Genomic DNA, 16823 nt, shown 5'->3' on the forward strand with positions numbered 1-16823 from the left:
TATGAATTTAGCCTCCAAGAATGCCCCGGTCGAAGAGTCCATCAAGAAGATGGAGAGCATCTTAAACGATATGGGATGCAATGTTACCTACTCAAGCGAGAAACACCCTTTGGCTCACTGCTATTCGGTCAATCTTGCCTCAGTAGAAGCCCCGAAACATATCTACTCTAACGGCAAGGGTATCTATTCCGAAGCCTCCACGGCGAGTGCATTGGGTGAGTATATCGAGCGGCTTCAGACCAACAACTTTTTTATCGATTTTCATCTGCCGGATCGGAAGTATTATCCCGATGAAGTGGAATTTGATTTGGACGGGGGCTATCTGAACCCTGAACTGATGGGTTTTTATGATCCTAAGGGTGAGCTGAGTATGGATGAGTTGATCGATTTTAACAGCGATACCGAGGATAAGATCGTCTCATTGCCGTTTCGCAAGCTCTCCGATAATGAGGCGGTCTATTTTCCGATCAATATCCTCAGCAACCTCTATGTCAGTAACGGTCTGGCAACGGGTAACACGGCAAAAGAAGCACAAGTTCAGTCGATGAGCGAGATATTGGAGCGGTACGCAAAGATCGAGATCATCAAAAACGGCTATTCGCTGCCGCATTACGATGATGAGTTCTTATCACAGTTTGAACGTCTTTACAGCGATTTGAAGAAGCTTCGGGAACTCGGGTATATCGTCAACGTTTTGGACGCTTCGTTAGGGGGTAAATTCCCCGTAACGGCGATTTCGTTTATCAATCCCGCCAATGCGACGCTGTTTGTCTCCTTCGGTGCCCATCCGATTTTGGAAGTGTCGTTGGAGCGGACGATGACGGAGCTGATGCAGGGGCGCGGGCTGGATAATCTGGAAAGCTTTGAAGTCCCGACGTTTGATATGAGCCTTGTTTCCGAGTGCTTTAATCTCGAGTCCCATTTTATCGACTCCAACGGCAAGATGGGGATACAGTTTTTAAGTAACAAAAAGAGCTTTGAACTCGCCCCATGGACATACGGCGGCAATACCACCGAGGATGAATTTGCCTATCTTGCCGGGATATTTGAATCGATGGGCAAAGAACTTTATATTCGTGAGTACAACTACCTCGGATTCTATTCATGCCAGATCGTCGTTCCCGGAGTTTCCGAAGTCTATCCGATCGATGATCTGATCTATAACAACCGTAATCGGGGCAAGATGTATCGTGAGGTGATTTTGAATTTTGCCGAGTATGATCCTGAAACGGTGCTCGATGAGATCGAAGCGCTTGAAGATCATTTGAATGTCGAGAAGTTCATAGGGGTTATTTTCGAGGAGAATTTTACGATCGGAGAGCTCAAAGCACAGCTGAATCTTTCAATGGGCAATATCGACGAAGCGGTGAGCTATCTGGAATTCGGCAACACTATAATGGGGAATCTGGTTCTTGAACTTATCCGGATGGAAGAGCTGGGATTGGATTTGAATGACTACACTCAAGCTCTGTATGATCTTTATACTCAAGAACGTGTCGATAAAGCACTGGAAATACTAAGCGGTGAGCAGTTTTTGGTATCAAGTGCATTGCACCGCGATTATATGAATATGCTCGAAATGTATGATCGTCTTGAGGTGAAAAAAGCTGCCGGATTCTAAAACCCGGTTTGTTCGGAAGCAAAGAGATTCAGGATTTTAGAATATTCGGCAAACGCCTGCTTGTAGAGATGTTGAGTGTGGTTGTTGCTTTCAAACAATTCCGTTGCACTCATACCGCTTTCGAGCGCATTTTTCAGCAGTTTCGTCCGTCGCAGATAGGTGAATGCAAGATTGGGAAAATGTTCGTGAATTTTTTCCCGTATCATCACCGCATCGGCTGGGGTGTCGATCATATTGGCAAAAACGAGGATCGGCTTCTCTTTGAAATTTTTAATAAAAATCAAACTTTTCATGATGGAGTTGAGATCGTTCGTCGTCGGTAGGATAATAATGTCCGATTCTCTCAATATCTCATTCGCATGCGGATTTTCAAATCCTCCGAAGTCATAGACGGTATCGGGATAAAGGGGGATTTTGTTCGGATAATAGCGGGCATTTTTGTATTTGTTGAGGGCAACCGACATGTCGTTGGTCGCGTAGCGGTAGCGCAGGTCTTTGGCGAGAGAAAATGCCAGAGAAGTCTTTCCAACTCCCCCTTTGGTCGAAGCGATTGAGATGATTGCCATGGAGTACCTTCGCTAACTTTTTTGGTATCGTATCATAAAGAGTATTTTATCGTCAAAATTTTTGGCATTACGCTAAAGAAGTTTAGGTTACTATGGCGGTATGCATCTCATAAGAGTTTAAAAAAGGGAAAAAAATGGCTTATTTTCCGATGTTTGTTAATCTCGAACAATGTGATTGTCTGGTTGTCGGAGGAGGGGAGGTCGCCTTGCGCAAGATAGAGCAGCTTGTAAAGTTTTCTCCGAGACTCACCGTGATTGCCCCCTCTGTTCATCCCGAAATCAGCGAATTGGCTCGACACTATCCCATCGCAATCTATGAACGCGGCTACTCGATCAACGATCTGGAAGGGCGGTTCTTGGTGATCGGTGCGCTCGATGATCTGTTTGAACAGGAGAGGATTTTTAACTATTGCAAGGAAAACCATATCCATGTCAATTGTGTCGATTCCCCGCTCTTATGCAGTTTTATTTTCCCGGCCTTGATTGTAAACGATGATCTAACCATAGGGATCAATACCGCAGGACGTGCTCCCGCCGTCAGCTCGGCGCTTCGGAAATTTTTGACGACGCTGATTCCAAAAGGGATCGGTGATTTGATCGATCATGTCGATTCGATTCGCCATAGCGAACCTGTCGGCAAAGAGCGTCAGGAAAAAATTATACGCATTTGCAAAGATTTTTTTGGACAATAAAGCCTACTGATTTACTTTACTTACCCCTTTTATACTAAATCCCCTTGTTTTTTAGAATTTTAAAAGCCCCTAAACTGCGGGGTTTTCTTACGGATTTTAAATAAACCATACTAATTCAGTAGAAATACTTGACAATACTTTTTTTTCGGCGTATAATTTCTCCAGTTTAAAAATGAATGAGCATTCATTTAGTGTGAATCTCATCGAGTGAAAGGAGAGAACATGAAAATTGCAGCCAATGTTACGGAACTGATCGGCAATACGCCGCTCATTACGCTGAACCATTTTTCAGATGAATCGACTACGGTCATAGGAAAGTGTGAATTTATGAATCCGTCAGGTTCGGTCAAAGACCGGATCGGGCGCAACATGATCCTCCAAGCCTTGCAGCGCGGGGAGATCACCGATGAGAGTGTCATTATCGAGCCGACCAGCGGAAATACGGGGATCGCACTGGCAAGCGTTGCCGCGAGTCTGGGGCTGAAGCTGATATTGACAATGCCGAGTTCCATGAGTCTGGAACGCAGACGCCTTTTAGCCGCTTTGGGCGCCGAGATCGTTTTGACCGAACCTGAAAAAGGGATGGGCGGAGCGGTTGCCAAAGCGATCGAACTGGGTAAAACGATACCGAACTCGGTCGTTTTGCAGCAGTTTAATAATTCGGATAATCCGCAGATTCACCGTCAGAGCACGGCGGAAGAGATATGGAGAGATACGGACGGAAAGATCGATATCTTTGTAGCGGCGATCGGAACGGGAGGAACGATTACCGGTGTCGGAGAGGTTCTTAGACACTACAATCCCGATATCCAGATTATAGCGGTTGAACCGGATGCATCGGCGGTTTTATCGGGAGAAGGTCCCGGTCCTCACAAAATCCAAGGGATCGGAGCCGGATTTATCCCGCAGGTACTCAATCGGGATATTTACGATGAGATTGTACGGATAACCAATGCCGAAGCGATTGAGACGGCGAGAGAGATTGCCAAAAAAGAGGGGCTTTTAGTCGGAATTTCCTCCGGAGCGAATGTGGCGGCGGCAAAAAAAATCGCTGATCGTCCCGAAAACAAGGGGAAAACCATTGTCACGATTTTGTGCGATACCGGCGAGCGGTATCTGAGTACGGAATTGTATGAATTTCCCTCTGAAAACGGATGACAAACGTCATGGGGAAGGATACGGATGAAAGAAAAACATTATAGAAGTGTTATCAAGGCGGTCTCTTGGCGTACGGTAGGAACCATCGATACGATGATCGTCTCTTTTTTTATTACGGGAAATTTGGTCATGGCGGTTTCGATCGGATCGGTGGAGGTCTTGACCAAGATGGTTTTGTATTACTTCCATGAGAGAGCTTGGGATAAAACCAATTTCGGTCGGATCAAAGTCGTTGAAAACGACTACCAAATTTAGGAGAGGTTATGAGCATCAATCTGGATGTATTGAATCGGCGATTTGAAAATGAAGCGGTTGAATCATTGTTGGCATGTTTTTTAGAATCCCATAAGGGACGGATCGCTTTGGCGTCAAGCTTCGGTGCAGAAGATCAGGTGTTAACCGACATGATTTTAAACATCGATCCTTTGGGAAAAATTTTTACCCTCGATACGGGAAGACTCCCCGAGGAGACTTATGCGCTGATGGATCAGACGAACCGAAAATACGGGATTAAAGTAGATGTCTACTGTCCGGATCGCACTGCGCTCGAAGCGATGTATCAAGCACAGGGGATCAACGGCTTCCGAGACAGCATCGAAAATCGAAAAACGTGCTGTCACGTGAGGAAATTGGAACCGCTTCGTCGTGCGCTCAGTGAGTTGGAAGTCTGGATTACAGGATTGCGCCGATCGCAGTCTCCGACACGCGAGACGATGCGGCTTATCGAATGGGATGAGGGAAACGGCCTCATCAAGCTGAACCCATTGATCGAATGGGACGAAGAGAGAGTTTGGGACTATATTAAAACCAACAAAGTTCCCTATAACGTTCTGCACACGCAAGGCTATCCGAGTATCGGATGCGAGCCGTGTACGAGAGCGATTCGTGAGGGAGAAGAACTCCGCGCCGGAAGATGGTGGTGGGAAAATCCCGAGCACAAGGAGTGCGGGCTCCATTTAAAAAGGGAAAAACAATGAAGTTTTTATTGGCAATTTTAAAGCAGATTTGTGGGGATGATTGCGCATCGCAGCGCGAAGATTTGGCCGATTGGGCTATTTTTGTCTAAAAATAATAAAAATTCTGCCTTGAAAAGGCAAGCTTTAGTGCCTTAGCGGCTAGCGTAGCCAAAGGGATTTATTCCTTTGGCGTTCAAATAAAGGAGTAGACCATGATATCACCGGAAAGAAAAACACATTTAAAAGCATTGGAAGCCGAATCGATCCACATCATGCGTGAAGTGGTTGCGGAATTTGAAAATCCCGCGATGCTCTATTCGATCGGCAAAGATTCATCGGTGATGCTCCATTTGGCGATTAAAGCGTTTCATCCGGCAAAACTGCCGTTTCCATTGCTGCATGTCGATACGACATGGAAGTTTAAAGAGATGATCGAGTTTCGCGATCGTCGTGTCAAAGAGTTGGGATTGACGTTGTTGACCCATGTGAACCCTGATGGGATCGCACAGAACATCAGCCCGTTTACCCACGGCAGCTCGGTACATACCGACGTGATGAAAACGGAGGGGCTGAAGCAGGCGCTCAATTATTATGAATTCGATGCGGTATTCGGCGGAGCGCGCCGTGATGAAGAGAAAAGCCGCGCAAAAGAGCGGATTTATTCGTTTCGGGACAAAAATCACCGATGGAATCCGAAAAATCAGCGGCCTGAACTGTGGAACATCTACAACGGACGGATTCACAAAGGGGAGAGCATCCGTGTTTTTCCTCTTTCGAACTGGACGGAACTGGATATCTGGCAGTACATCTATTTGGAACAGATTCCGATCGTGCCGTTGTATTTCGCGGCACCGCGTCCGATTGTTGAGCGAGACGGAGTAAAAATCATGGTGGATGACGATCGCTTTCCCTTTAATGAGGGGGAGGTAGCGACGATCGAAAATGTCCGTTTCCGAACGTTAGGGTGCTATCCCCTGACCGGAGCGGTCGTGAGTGATGCGGTCACATTGCCCGACATCATTCAGGAGATGCTTTTGACGAAAACGTCGGAACGTCAGGGGCGTCTGATCGATGCGGACAGCTCAGGCTCTATGGAAAAGAAAAAAATAGAAGGATATTTTTAATGGCACATCAAGGCGATTTGATAGCCACCGATATCGAGGGCTATCTCAAAGAACAAGAACACAAAGAGTTGCTCCGCTTTATTACCTGCGGGAGTGTGGATGACGGTAAAAGTACCCTGATCGGGCGATTGCTGCACGATTCGAAGATGATATTCGAAGATCAGCTCGAATCGATCAAGAACGACAGTAAAAAGTCGGGAACGACGGGAGATAAAATCGATTTGGCGCTTCTTGTCGACGGATTGCAGAGCGAACGGGAGCAGGGGATTACGATCGATGTGGCGTATCGCTATTTTTCGACCGATAAACGCAAGTTTATTATCGCCGATACCCCCGGCCATGAACAGTATACCCGCAACATGGCGACCGGTGCATCGACGGCCGATTTGGCGATTATCCTTATCGATGCGCGTTACGGGATTGTGACGCAGACGCGCCGCCATTCGTACATTGTCCGTCTTTTGGGGATTAAAAATGTAGTCGTTGCTATCAACAAAATGGATTTAGTCGGTTTTGATCGAGGGGTTTTTGAGAAGATCGATACCGAATATCGTTCTTTTGCGAAAGGGCTGGGGATTGAAGGGATCTATTCTGTTCCCCTTTCGGCGCTGGATGGGGACAATGTCGTGACAAAAAGCGAGCGTAGTCTTTGGTATGAAGGTTCAACCCTTCTGGATATTTTGGAAGATGTCCCTTTGGCTTCAGCTGCTGCGGATGCTCCGTTTCGGATGGTGGTGCAATACGTCAACCGGCCGAATCTCGATTTCAGAGGTTTTGCCGGGACGATAGCATCGGGGACGATTAGCGTCGGAGACCGTATCAGGGTTTATCCCTCACTAAAAGAGGCCAGCGTCAAAGCGATCGTGACGTATGAGGGTGATTTGGATTCGGCTTCCAGCGGTGATGCGGTTACGTTGACATTGCATGAAGAGATCGATATCAGCCGAGGAAATGTTTTGGGCAAGTCGGGTGAGTCAATAGAGCAAAGCGATCAAATCACCGCGAATCTCGTGTGGATGGATGAGGAGAAATTGTCGACGGGGAAAAGCTTTTTATTGAAACGGGGATCGAGTGTAACAATGGCGTATGCCGAGTGTATCGATTATCGTGTCGATGTCAATACCCAAGAGAAATTTCAAGTCACGCAGCTCGAACTGAACGATATCGGATCGGTACGTTTGAATTTGGCCGAGCCGCTTGCATTTGATCGATACGACGAGAATCGGCAGATGGGTGGATTTATTCTGATTGACAAAATCACCAACAACACGGTGGCAGCCGGAATGATTACTCAGGATGCAGTGTCTAAAAAAGAAGGGCAGAGCAATGCGTCTGCCTTTGAAGTTGAGCTGAATGCTCTTATACGGCGGCATTTCCCGCATTGGAATGCCGCGACAATCGTTTAAGGAACAGATTATGGCGAGTGAAACAAAAGCTGAGCGGATTGAACGTATCAAACGTGAGAAAGACGGTTTGGACGTTATTTCCGACATCTATCGATACGCCAAGAGCGGCGAAGCGATTGATCCTGAAGATGTCGACCGGTTTAAATGGTACGGCATCTATACGCAAAACCGGAATCTCCAGGAAGCGGAGGATGAGACACAGTATTACATGCTTCGTGTCAAACTGGAAGCGGGGTATCTAAACGCAAAACAGGTGGAAGTACTGGGTGAGATATCGCTCCGATTCGCACGAGGCAGCGGCGACATCACGACGCGTCAGGATATACAGTTTCACTGGCTTAAAATCGAAGATTTGCCGGAAATTTTAGAAAGGCTGGCTGTCGTCGGATTAAGTGTCCTCGGAGCCTCCGGAGACTGTCCGCGCAATATCGTCAGCTGTCCGGTCAACGGTATCGATTACCATCAGATCGATGATGTCAGGGATGTGGTCGTAGCGTTGAACAATCTTTATCGGGGGAATCCCGATTTTTCAAATTTGCCGAGAAAGTTCAAAATCGGCGTGAGCGGATGCAACAAACATTGTATCCATCATGAAGTACAGGATCTGGCGTTTACCGCCGTCAAAAACGGCGATGAACTTCGTTTCAGCGTCAGTGTCGGCGGCGGTCAGGCGAGCAATCGGCGCATTGCCGATCATATCGGATACGTTAAACGGCGCGACATCGTCAAAATTTCCGAAGCGGTGGCGCGTATTTACCGAGATTTTGGAAGACGCGACAACCGAAGCAAAGCCCGTTTGGGCCATTTGGTCGAGGAATGGGGTGTTGAACGCTTTGCCTGCGAGCTTGAAAAAGAGTCGCATGTGACCTTGGAGAGATATGACGGAGCCCCGTTTACCCCGTATCCCAGACGCAGTCATTTCGGTGTCGGTGCAACGGTTCAAAAAGGGTACAACACCATCGGCTGTGCGCTCACCAGCGGTCGGATCAGCGGCGAGAAGCTCTTGAAGCTCGGACGAATCCTTGATTTGTATAAAGCCGAGGGGATTACGCTGACGACGACACAAAACTTTGTGATTCTAAACGTTCATACCGATGCGACGGAACCGATGATCGATACTTTGAGTGCAGTGGGATTTCATCCGCATCCTTCGGTTTTTGAAGCGCGTACTTTGGCGTGTACGGGGCTAAATTTTTGTAAATTCGCGGTCAGTGAGACCAAAGATTTGGCGATTGAAGTAGTGGAATACCTCAATCATCGTTTCCCTGATTTTGATGAGCCGGTGAGCATCAGCATCAACGGCTGTCCGAACTCCTGCGCCCATCCGCATATCGTCGATCTTGGATTTGTCGGCGCTATCGTCAAACGCGGTGAGGAACGGCTCAAAGGGTTCGATCTGATCGTAGGAGGGCATCTTGAAGGGGAATCTAGCCGTTTCGCCGTGAAGACGGGAGTTAAGGTTGCCGCGGATGAAGTGGCGCCGTTGGTGGAATCGTTGATTCATGAGTTTGAGGCCGGCAGCAGTAACAGTTTTGGAAATTTTTTATGGGAGAAATACGTTTATGAAACAGCTGTTCCGTCCACTGCTTGATCCAGGAGACAAATTAGAGCAGATAGGCCGCAATACGATCGGAGTACATAAAAAAACCTATTTTGATTTTACCGCGTCGGGATTGGCGTACGAGCCGATAGAAGCGCGCATACACGAAGTGCTTGAGACGTATGCGAATACCCATTCCAAAGAGGCGACTATGGCGGCAACGACGGATCGTTATTACCGTCATGCCCGAGAGCATTTAAAGGCATTGCTGGGACTGGACAGTTCATTTGCTTTGATGCCGTGCGGATGCGGTGCTACGGGAGCGGTAAAACGGCTTCAGGAGATACTGGGACTGTATATTCCGCCGGCAACACGCGCACGATACTCTTCTTTACCGCCGACGTATGAAATGCCTTTGGTTATCGTGGGACCGTATGAACACCATTCTAACGAGATCAGCTATCGGGAAGCTTTATGCGAGACGGTACGGGTCGGATTGAATGCCAGTGGGCTGGTTGACCTAGAACAGCTCGAAGAGATTTTAAAAATAAATGAAAATCGAGAGATTATCGGATCATTTTGTGTCGCTTCCAATGTGACGGGGACGATTACCCCTTATGAGCAGATATCGGAGATACTGCGCCGATATGGGGCAATTGTCTGTTTTGATGCGGCGGCTTCATCGCCGTATATGAATATCCCGTGTCATCTCTATGATGCGATGTTTTATTCGCCTCATAAACTCTTAGGCGGCCCCGGGTCATGCGGATTGCTGGCGGTTCGGAGAAATTTGTTCGATGCTGATGCCAAGCCGACCTTTGCGGGCGGAGGGACGGTACGCTATGTCAGCCGTACCAGCCACTATTTTGTAGACGGTATTGAAGATCGTGAAGATGCGGGAACTCCGGGGATATTGCAGCTTATTCGCGCCTCTTTGGCGTATCAGCTTAGAAACGAACTCGGATTCGGATGGATCGCTGCGAGGAAAAAATGTCTCTACGAGCGCTTTGTTGACGGGCTTAAAGAGATTGAGGGATCGACCTGCTACGGCTGTCGTAAGGCAGAGAATATCGGAATCGTGTCGTTTAATGTCAAAGGGATCGATCCCTATGCATTATGCTCGCTTCTATCTCAGACAAAAGGGTTTCAAACACGTGCAGGTTGTTCGTGTGCAGGGCCGTACGGACATGACCTATTAGGACTGGAGGATGATACGCCTCTTCAAGAGCGGCCGGGATGGCTGCGAATCAGTATCCATTATTCGCAAGAAATAGAAGATATCGATGCGTTATTGGAAGCGATTAAAAAATCAGTAAAGAGGCTCGAATGACAAAAATCATACAACACAATTCAGCCGAAACTAATCAGACGTTTTCGGTGAGAAAAGGAAATGTGTATCTCGTGGGCTGCGGTCTGGGAGATGTAGAACAGTTGACGATTAAAGCGTATCGGACTATCAAAGAAGCGCAGATCGTTTTATACGATAATCTCATTCCGCAGGAGATTATCGATTTGATTCCACCTGAAACTCGCAAGATTTATGTGGGAAAACCCAAAGACAACCATAGCATCAGCCAGGAGAGAATCAATCATCTTATTGCCGACTACGCAGGGCAAGGGTTTAGCGTGGCGAGACTCAAAAGCGGTGATCCCTATATTTTCGGACGGGGGAGCGAAGAGGCGATCTTTTTGCAGGAGAGGGGATTTAAAGTCGATGTAATCGCCGGGATATCATCGTGTGTCAGCGCTCCCGCATGTGCGGGTATCCCTCCGACCGCACGGGGTTATGCGGCAAGTTTTTCCGTCGTATCGGCACATCTTAAAGAGGGGGAATTCAATACGGAGTGGTTGCCGCTGCTACAACTTTCAAACCATACGACGGTTGTCTTGATGGGGCTTAGTTTGGCAGGTAAAATCCAAAAAGCGGCATTAAAATCGGGCGTGCCTAAAAATCTTCCGGTAGCAATCGTCTCCAATGCTTCCCGTGCAAATCAGCAAAGCGTCGTGACGACGCTAAGCAGATTGACTAAAACGGCAAAAACATTGGAAGGCCCGGCGGTTATCGTGTTCGGAGATGTTGTCAGCCTTCATGGAAAGCTTCCGGAATATCAGCTTCAACAAGTGGAATTTATATAAAATACATTGATTGCTGATTGAGAGCATTGCCCTGATCAACGAGGTCTTGGAGTGTCTCATGAAATACATTTTTCATGTCTTCTCGAATGCGGTCCCAGTAGAGATGCAAAATCGGCTGCAACCGCTCATCGGTAGGGTTGCAAAGCTCCCCCTCCAACGCGACCAATATCTCAAATACCGCGATAGCATTCGGGGCTTTGGCCAGCAAATAGCCTCCGCCCGCTCCGCGAATACTTTGAATCAATCCCTCTTTGCGTAAGGTTGCGAGAATTTGTTCCAGATAATTTTGGGGTATATTCGCTTTTTCGGCGATGTCGCGGATTTGAAGATGCCCTTGTCCGTAATGAAGCGCTAACTCATACATGGCGGCGAGGCCATAGCTTCCTTTTGTAGAAATACCAGCCAATCTCTTCTCCTATTGGGTATAGTGGAGATATTGTATTGGAGTTAGCGTTAATAGTCCATTAAGGACATCGATTTAGAAGAGATTATTCGCTCTCTTTCGGCGATTTGAACGATTTGACGTCAATTCTGCGCGGTGCACGTTTCGGTGCGGCGGGAGCTTCTGAGGGCTTTCGATCTTGGTAAGGTTTTTTCTCTCCAAACGGTTTCTTGTCTCCGTAAGGCTTTTTATCACCGTATGGCTTTTTATCTCCGAACGATTTTTTATCACCAAAATCTTTCTTTTCACCGAAAGGCTTCTTTTCTCCAAAGGGTTTCTTATCTCCAAAAGGCTTCTTGTCCCCGAACGGTTTTTTATCCCCGTAAGGTTTTTTATCTCCAAACTCTTTCTTGTCACCGAAGGGTTTCTTTTCTCCAAATGCCGGTCTATCGCCGTAAGGTTTTTTGTCACCGTAAGGCTTCTTGTCCCCTTCAGAGCGTTTGGAATCATCACCGCTTTTCGCTTTGTCTCCGAAAAACTTCGGTTTGCTGCTGAATTTGGTTCGGGCTGCTTTTTCCGCATCGCTTCGCGGTGTACCGTCGATGTAGTGATTTCGTTCGCGGGTTTTGCCCTCGAAAATCGGCTTGCCGCTTTCATCTTTTCCGACAAATCTCGGTTTGCTGTTGTGCTGTTTTTTTGCACTGAATCCGTCATCTTGGCCGTGTGCAGGACGGCGGTCACTGCGAGGTGCGTCATCGCGTTTGCGCTCAGGACGGGTGTCACGAACAGGTTTTTTATCACGGTTTCTAGGATCTGACGCATCACGAGCTTCACGCTCTTCGCGGCGGGCTTTTGCTTCGGCTTTTTGCTGATTGTCGACGGCGATGCCGAAATCGGGTTCGAACCCTTTGACCACCTCTTGGACGATGGTGCGCCCGTTTAGAAGCTCGATCGGGTAGAGCCGTTTTTGATCTTCCTCATCGAGTGTGATGAGTGCATATTCGTTGGCTCGCGCAAAGCGAGACATATAAAGAATCGCTTTTTCAGGAAGGTCGTAGCTGATAAGTACATCACAGCGCAGATCGGGAGTTTTTGCCAAATCTGTATCACTTAGGACGGTGATGTTATTTTCTGTAAAGAGGCTCGTAAGCTCTCCCGAGTCGTTGGAGGTAACGATCAGAATTGTTTTACCTGCATTGCGTTCGATCAAAAAATGGACTAATTCATTTTTGCGAGGGCGGTTACACGGGTGGATACGATGATTCTGGCGTTTGATAGGTGTCGATGACATATAAGAAGTCCTTGGGTATATAAGCCTCATTAAAGAGGGGGGATAAGCGGTCGTTGGGGAATGTCAAGCGTAGACCGAAGACGCAAATGATTATGGAATTATAGCGTAATTCTATCGGTACGCTTTTATTCCCAGTAATTCATCCAAACGCAGAAAGGTATACCCCATAGATGTGAGTTGTTCGATCACTTTCGCAAGGGCGCCGACACTGGTCGGATTACGGTGCATCAGGATGATATCGCCGTTGCGGATATTGGAGAGAACATTGGTGACAACGGCATCGGGGTCTTTGAGTGTCCAATCGAGCGAATCGAGAGACCAAAGCACGGTAGTAAGCCCTTGGGCGTTGATGGTATCGACGACAATCGGATTGATCGAACCGTATGGCGGACGCATTAGGAGAGGGTAGTGTCCGGTGATACTTTCCATACGCATGGCCGCATGGTCGAGCTGATAGACGATCGTACTTTCATTGAGATCACTCAGACGTGGATGATTAAAGGTATGGTTTAAAACCAGATGCCCTTCGTCAAATGTACGTTTAACTACGGTGGCATTGGTATCCCTCATCGTTCCGCCGATCATGAAAAATGCCCCTTGGACATGGTGTGATTTTAGGATATCGAGGAGTTTATAGGTGTTGTTTTCGTCGGGTGCGTCATCGAAGGTAAGGGCAATATTTTTACGGGAAGGGTCGCCGTTGACGAGGACGTTTTTATATATACCGTTTTGGACGGGTGTGATCGTATCGTTACGCCATTTATCCAGAAATTGGCTCATGTTGGCATCCAAAAGCGGTGATGCTCCGCGAATATCATAAACGACATTGGACTCGGCAAAAAGAAAGAGTTGGAAAATGAGGGTAAAAAGGGCAAAAAATTTGGTCATGCAGTATCGTTTCGGTTAAAAAGTAAACGCCATTATACCCTCTAATCGAGGGTCTTTTTGTAAAATTTGACTGCCAGTGTCATCATAATCACCCCTATGATCATTAACGGCCAAATATTAGGCCACAGCATAAAGAGATCGTTGTCTTTGAGGATAATCCCCCGAATAAGACGGTTAAAATAGGTGAGGGGAAGCAGCTGCCCTATGTGCTGGGCCCATATCGGCATTCCCGAGAAGGGGAACATGAACCCGGAGAGGAGAATACTGGGGAGAAAATAGAAAATGGTGAGCTGCAGCGCCTGCAGCATGTTTCGCGCCAAAGAGGAGATCGTGATACCGATGGTGAGATTGACGGCGATAAAGAGGAGTGCAACGGTATAGACCAGGAGAATCGAACCGTTGAACGGAACACCGAAGACAAAATGGGACGCAAATAAAATGATGGTGGCCTGAACAAGCCCGATAAAGACATAGGGGATGATTTTTCCTGTCATGATCTCCAACGGACGTGCGGGAGTGGCGAGGAGATTTTCCATCGTTCCGTGTTCGCGCTCACGGGTGATGGCCAGTGCCGTCATCATGGTCAGCGTCATCGTCATAATGGTTCCCATGAGTCCTGGGATGATATTGTACTGATTGATGCCGTTAGGATTGTAGAGGCGGTGGATTCGTACATCGAACGGCTCTTTTTGACTCCATAGCGTTGAGAGGCTTCCTGTCAAATCTTTTTGTAGAACCTGTTTGGAAATTCCCTCGATGGATGCCAACGCGATCGTGATCGTGACGGGATCGGTCGCATCGGCTTCGAGAAGCATGGAGGGCTTTTCGCCTCGTAAAAGCTTCTGGGTAAAATCGGGCGGGATCGTAAAGATAAACTGCACTTTCCCCTGTTTTAATGCCGTTTGTGCTTTTTCGGCGGTATCGAACTGCGGATCGAGTTCAAAATATTCCGATGTCTGCAGGGAAGAGAGAAACGTGCGGGTAAATTCACTCTCATCATAGGCGACGACGGCGGTCGGGAGATGTTTCGGATCGGTATTGATCGCAAAACCGAAAAGGGCAAGCTGTATGATAGGCAAGACTACCATCATGGCAAACGTGACGCGGTCGCGTTTGAGCTGCAAAAACTCTTTGAGGACGATCGCCCACCAGCGATTGAGACTAAAGCTCATGAATCTCACCGTAATTATCGCGCGTATGTTTCATCAGATAGATAAATACATCTTCCAAAGAGGTTGCGATAGCATTAGAACGGAGATGGGAAAGAGCATTCTCAAGCGCGATAGGGTCTTTTCCGCTGACGTGGAGCGTTGAGCCGAATATGACGGTTTGCTCAATTGCAGGACTTTTCTCGAGCGATTTGGAAATCTCCATCAGATTACTTCCTGTAATTTCATAGGTAAAAAGTTTTTGGCTGTCGATAATACTCTCAGCACTCCCTTGTGCAAGGAGATTGCCGTAGGCGATATAGGCGAGTTTATGGCACCGCTCTGCCTCATCCATATAGTGGGTACTGATAAGGACGGATACCCCCTGTGAAGCCAATTCATGCAGTTCTTCCCAAAAATCGCGGCGTGCATTGGGATCGACTCCGGCGGTGGGTTCATCGAGGAGCAGCAATTTGGGGTGGCGGAGCATGCAGGCGGCAAGGGCGAGACGCTGTTTCCATCCGCCTGAGAGAGAACGTGCCAATTGGGAGGAACGGGAGGTGAGACCGAGGGTTTCGAGCGCTTCATCGACGACATGCTTGCGGTTGGCCAGTTCATAGATCCGTGCGACGAAATCGAGATTTTCACGGATACTCAAATCTTCCCAGTAGGAAAACTTCTGGGTCATATATCCCGCTTCGCGTTTGATCGCATCACTTTGGGTACGGATATCGTATCCCAGACAATGCCCTTCACCGCTATCGGGGGTCAATAATCCGCACATCATTCGGATCGCGGTTGTTTTTCCGCTGCCGTTTGGCCCTAAAAATCCGAGTATTTCACCCCGTCCGACTTGGAGCGAGAGGTCTTTGACGACGTGTTTATCGCCGAAATATTTATTCAGACCTCGAACATCGATGACGGCATCAGAGGCGTTCAAGAGAGACTTCCACAGGCTGACCCGGATGCAGATGAACCGCATCACTCTTTTGCGGATACGCTTCGATCATGTAAGTGAGTTTCTCTTTGGTCTCATTGCTGTAAATGATCGGAGGAGTAAACTCGGCTTCCGGTGAGATATAGGTGATTTGTGCAGGGATTTTTTTGCCGTCGCTGCGGGAGACAATGGATACATTGTCGCCGATGTGCAAGGATTCGGAAATCTTTTGAGGGACAAAAAAACGGATTTTGATATTTTCAGGGGGGAGGAGTCTGATGATGATTCCCCCCTGCGGAACAAACTCCCCCTCACGGTAGAGAGTATCGAATACCAAAGCGTCGTAACGGGATTTCACCCCTTTTTCATTGACTTTCCATTGTGCCAGTTTTACCGCTGAACGGAGTTGTTCAACCCGTTTCTCCTGAGCGGAAATTTGATCGAGGCGTTTGGCGAGTTTGGCAACATTCAGGCTGTTTTTGAGCTCTCTGACTTTTGCGGCGGTTGATTTGGCTAATGTTTCCGAAGCGTCCAGTTGGGTTTTTGAGACGGCGTTGGCAGGAGAGAGGGCGCTGTTGCGTTCAAACTCTTTGGCGGCATTCTCCGCCGAAGCGGTCGCTTGAGAGAGCTGTGCTTCGATCACGCGGATCTCTTCGGGGCGGGAGCCTTTTTGATAATCTTTGAGGATTGCTTCGGCTGCAGCGAGATCGGCAGTTGCTTCCTTAAGTGTCAAAAGCTCACTGTCACACTCCAAGGCAAAAAGATTCTCATTGATGGAAACATGACTTCCCCGTTTGACGAAAAGTTTGTCGAGTTTTCCGCTTTGGGTAGAGGAGAGATTGACGAATTCCCCTTCCGCATATCCGCTATACGTTTGAATGTCGGATCTTTGGCATCCGCCGAATATAAACAGTGGAATGAGCAAAAAGAGTGCTGTTGTTTTCATACCAATTATTATAGCGCCTAAGAGACAATATT

At 47.7% G+C, this 16823-nt stretch carries 17 protein-coding genes; 10 read left to right on the top strand and 7 right to left on the bottom strand.

What is annotated here, in order from left to right; translation table 11 throughout:
* The first annotated feature begins 1 nt into the window (after position 1).
* On the top strand, positions 2 to 1621 hold the full coding sequence (locus tag SULKU_RS05305) for a YcaO-like family protein (RefSeq protein WP_013459911.1): 1620 nt from the start codon (positions 2 to 4) through the stop codon (positions 1619 to 1621).
* Here the strand turns inward: SULKU_RS05305 and SULKU_RS05310 are convergent.
* Entirely contained in the window at positions 1618 to 2187 is a 570-nt protein-coding gene (locus SULKU_RS05310; RefSeq protein WP_013459912.1) for a nucleotide-binding protein, read from the bottom strand. The two genes, SULKU_RS05305 and SULKU_RS05310, sit on opposite strands and share 4 nt — an antisense overlap.
* A gap of 134 nt (positions 2188 to 2321) precedes the next feature.
* On the opposite strand from SULKU_RS05310, the gene SULKU_RS05315 reads away from it, so the two are divergent.
* The 9 genes from SULKU_RS05315 to cobA all read left to right on the top strand — a co-directional run bounded on the left by SULKU_RS05315 (position 2322) and on the right by cobA (position 11199).
* Positions 2322 to 2879 carry a precorrin-2 dehydrogenase/sirohydrochlorin ferrochelatase family protein gene (locus SULKU_RS05315; protein ID WP_013459913.1) on the top strand — a complete coding sequence of 186 codons (558 nt, stop codon included), beginning with the start codon at positions 2322 to 2324 and terminating at the stop codon, positions 2877 to 2879.
* A gap of 222 nt (positions 2880 to 3101) precedes the next feature.
* Positions 3102 to 4037, top strand: coding sequence for a cysteine synthase A (gene cysK, locus SULKU_RS05320; protein WP_013459914.1), 936 nt, complete (start codon positions 3102 to 3104; stop codon positions 4035 to 4037).
* A 24-nt stretch (positions 4038 to 4061) separates the two neighbouring features.
* Positions 4062 to 4292 carry a DUF2061 domain-containing protein gene (locus SULKU_RS05325; RefSeq protein WP_013459915.1) on the top strand — a complete coding sequence of 77 codons (231 nt, stop codon included), beginning with the start codon at positions 4062 to 4064 and terminating at the stop codon, positions 4290 to 4292.
* A gap of 8 nt (positions 4293 to 4300) precedes the next feature.
* Positions 4301 to 5014 (top strand): phosphoadenylyl-sulfate reductase, encoded by a 714-nt coding sequence (locus SULKU_RS05330; RefSeq protein WP_013459916.1) that lies wholly within the window; start codon positions 4301 to 4303, stop codon positions 5012 to 5014.
* A gap of 191 nt (positions 5015 to 5205) precedes the next feature.
* The gene (gene cysD, locus SULKU_RS05335; protein WP_013459917.1) at positions 5206 to 6117 is read left to right on the top strand and encodes a sulfate adenylyltransferase subunit CysD; all 912 of its coding nucleotides are present in this window, start codon (positions 5206 to 5208) and stop codon (positions 6115 to 6117) included.
* The gene (cysN, locus tag SULKU_RS05340; RefSeq protein ID WP_013459918.1) at positions 6117 to 7523 is read left to right on the top strand and encodes a sulfate adenylyltransferase subunit CysN; all 1407 of its coding nucleotides are present in this window, start codon (positions 6117 to 6119) and stop codon (positions 7521 to 7523) included. The genes cysD and cysN overlap by 1 nt, the downstream gene beginning before the upstream one ends.
* Before the next feature lie 10 nt (positions 7524 to 7533).
* Positions 7534 to 9114, top strand: coding sequence for a nitrite/sulfite reductase (locus SULKU_RS05345; RefSeq protein ID WP_013459919.1), 1581 nt, complete (start codon positions 7534 to 7536; stop codon positions 9112 to 9114).
* Positions 9086 to 10393, top strand: coding sequence for an aminotransferase class V-fold PLP-dependent enzyme (locus SULKU_RS05350; protein ID WP_013459920.1), 1308 nt, complete (start codon positions 9086 to 9088; stop codon positions 10391 to 10393). The genes SULKU_RS05345 and SULKU_RS05350 overlap by 29 nt, the downstream gene beginning before the upstream one ends.
* Positions 10390 to 11199 carry a uroporphyrinogen-III C-methyltransferase gene (gene cobA / locus SULKU_RS05355; RefSeq protein WP_013459921.1) on the top strand — a complete coding sequence of 270 codons (810 nt, stop codon included), beginning with the start codon at positions 10390 to 10392 and terminating at the stop codon, positions 11197 to 11199. Before SULKU_RS05350 ends, cobA begins: the two co-directional genes overlap by 4 nt.
* On the opposite strand, the gene SULKU_RS05360 is transcribed toward cobA, so the two are convergent.
* The 6 genes from SULKU_RS05360 to SULKU_RS05385 form a co-directional block, all read right to left on the bottom strand.
* Entirely contained in the window at positions 11192 to 11605 is a 414-nt protein-coding gene (locus SULKU_RS05360) for an RrF2 family transcriptional regulator (RefSeq protein WP_013459922.1), read from the bottom strand. The two genes, cobA and SULKU_RS05360, sit on opposite strands and share 8 nt — an antisense overlap.
* Before the next feature lie 82 nt (positions 11606 to 11687).
* Positions 11688 to 12872, bottom strand: a complete 1185-nt coding sequence (locus SULKU_RS05365; protein ID WP_013459923.1) for a DEAD/DEAH box helicase domain-containing protein — start codon at positions 12870 to 12872, stop codon at positions 11688 to 11690.
* Between the two features lie 111 nt (positions 12873 to 12983).
* Positions 12984 to 13760 carry a polysaccharide deacetylase family protein gene (locus tag SULKU_RS05370; protein ID WP_013459924.1) on the bottom strand — a complete coding sequence of 259 codons (777 nt, stop codon included), beginning with the start codon at positions 13758 to 13760 and terminating at the stop codon, positions 12984 to 12986.
* A gap of 41 nt (positions 13761 to 13801) precedes the next feature.
* Positions 13802 to 14932 (bottom strand): ABC transporter permease, encoded by a 1131-nt coding sequence (locus SULKU_RS05375; RefSeq protein ID WP_013459925.1) that lies wholly within the window; start codon positions 14930 to 14932, stop codon positions 13802 to 13804.
* Positions 14922 to 15848, bottom strand: a complete 927-nt coding sequence (locus SULKU_RS05380) for an ABC transporter ATP-binding protein (protein ID WP_041666750.1) — start codon at positions 15846 to 15848, stop codon at positions 14922 to 14924. Before SULKU_RS05380 ends, SULKU_RS05375 begins: the two co-directional genes overlap by 11 nt.
* A complete protein-coding gene (locus SULKU_RS05385; RefSeq protein ID WP_013459927.1) occupies positions 15835 to 16791 on the bottom strand; it encodes an HlyD family secretion protein in 957 nt (318 codons plus the stop codon). Before SULKU_RS05385 ends, SULKU_RS05380 begins: the two co-directional genes overlap by 14 nt.
* Positions 16792 to 16823: the final 32 nt, after the last annotated feature.

The sequence above is a fragment of the Sulfuricurvum kujiense DSM 16994 genome (genome assembly GCF_000183725.1).
In the GTDB taxonomy this organism is placed as follows: domain Bacteria; phylum Campylobacterota; class Campylobacteria; order Campylobacterales; family Sulfurimonadaceae; genus Sulfuricurvum; species Sulfuricurvum kujiense.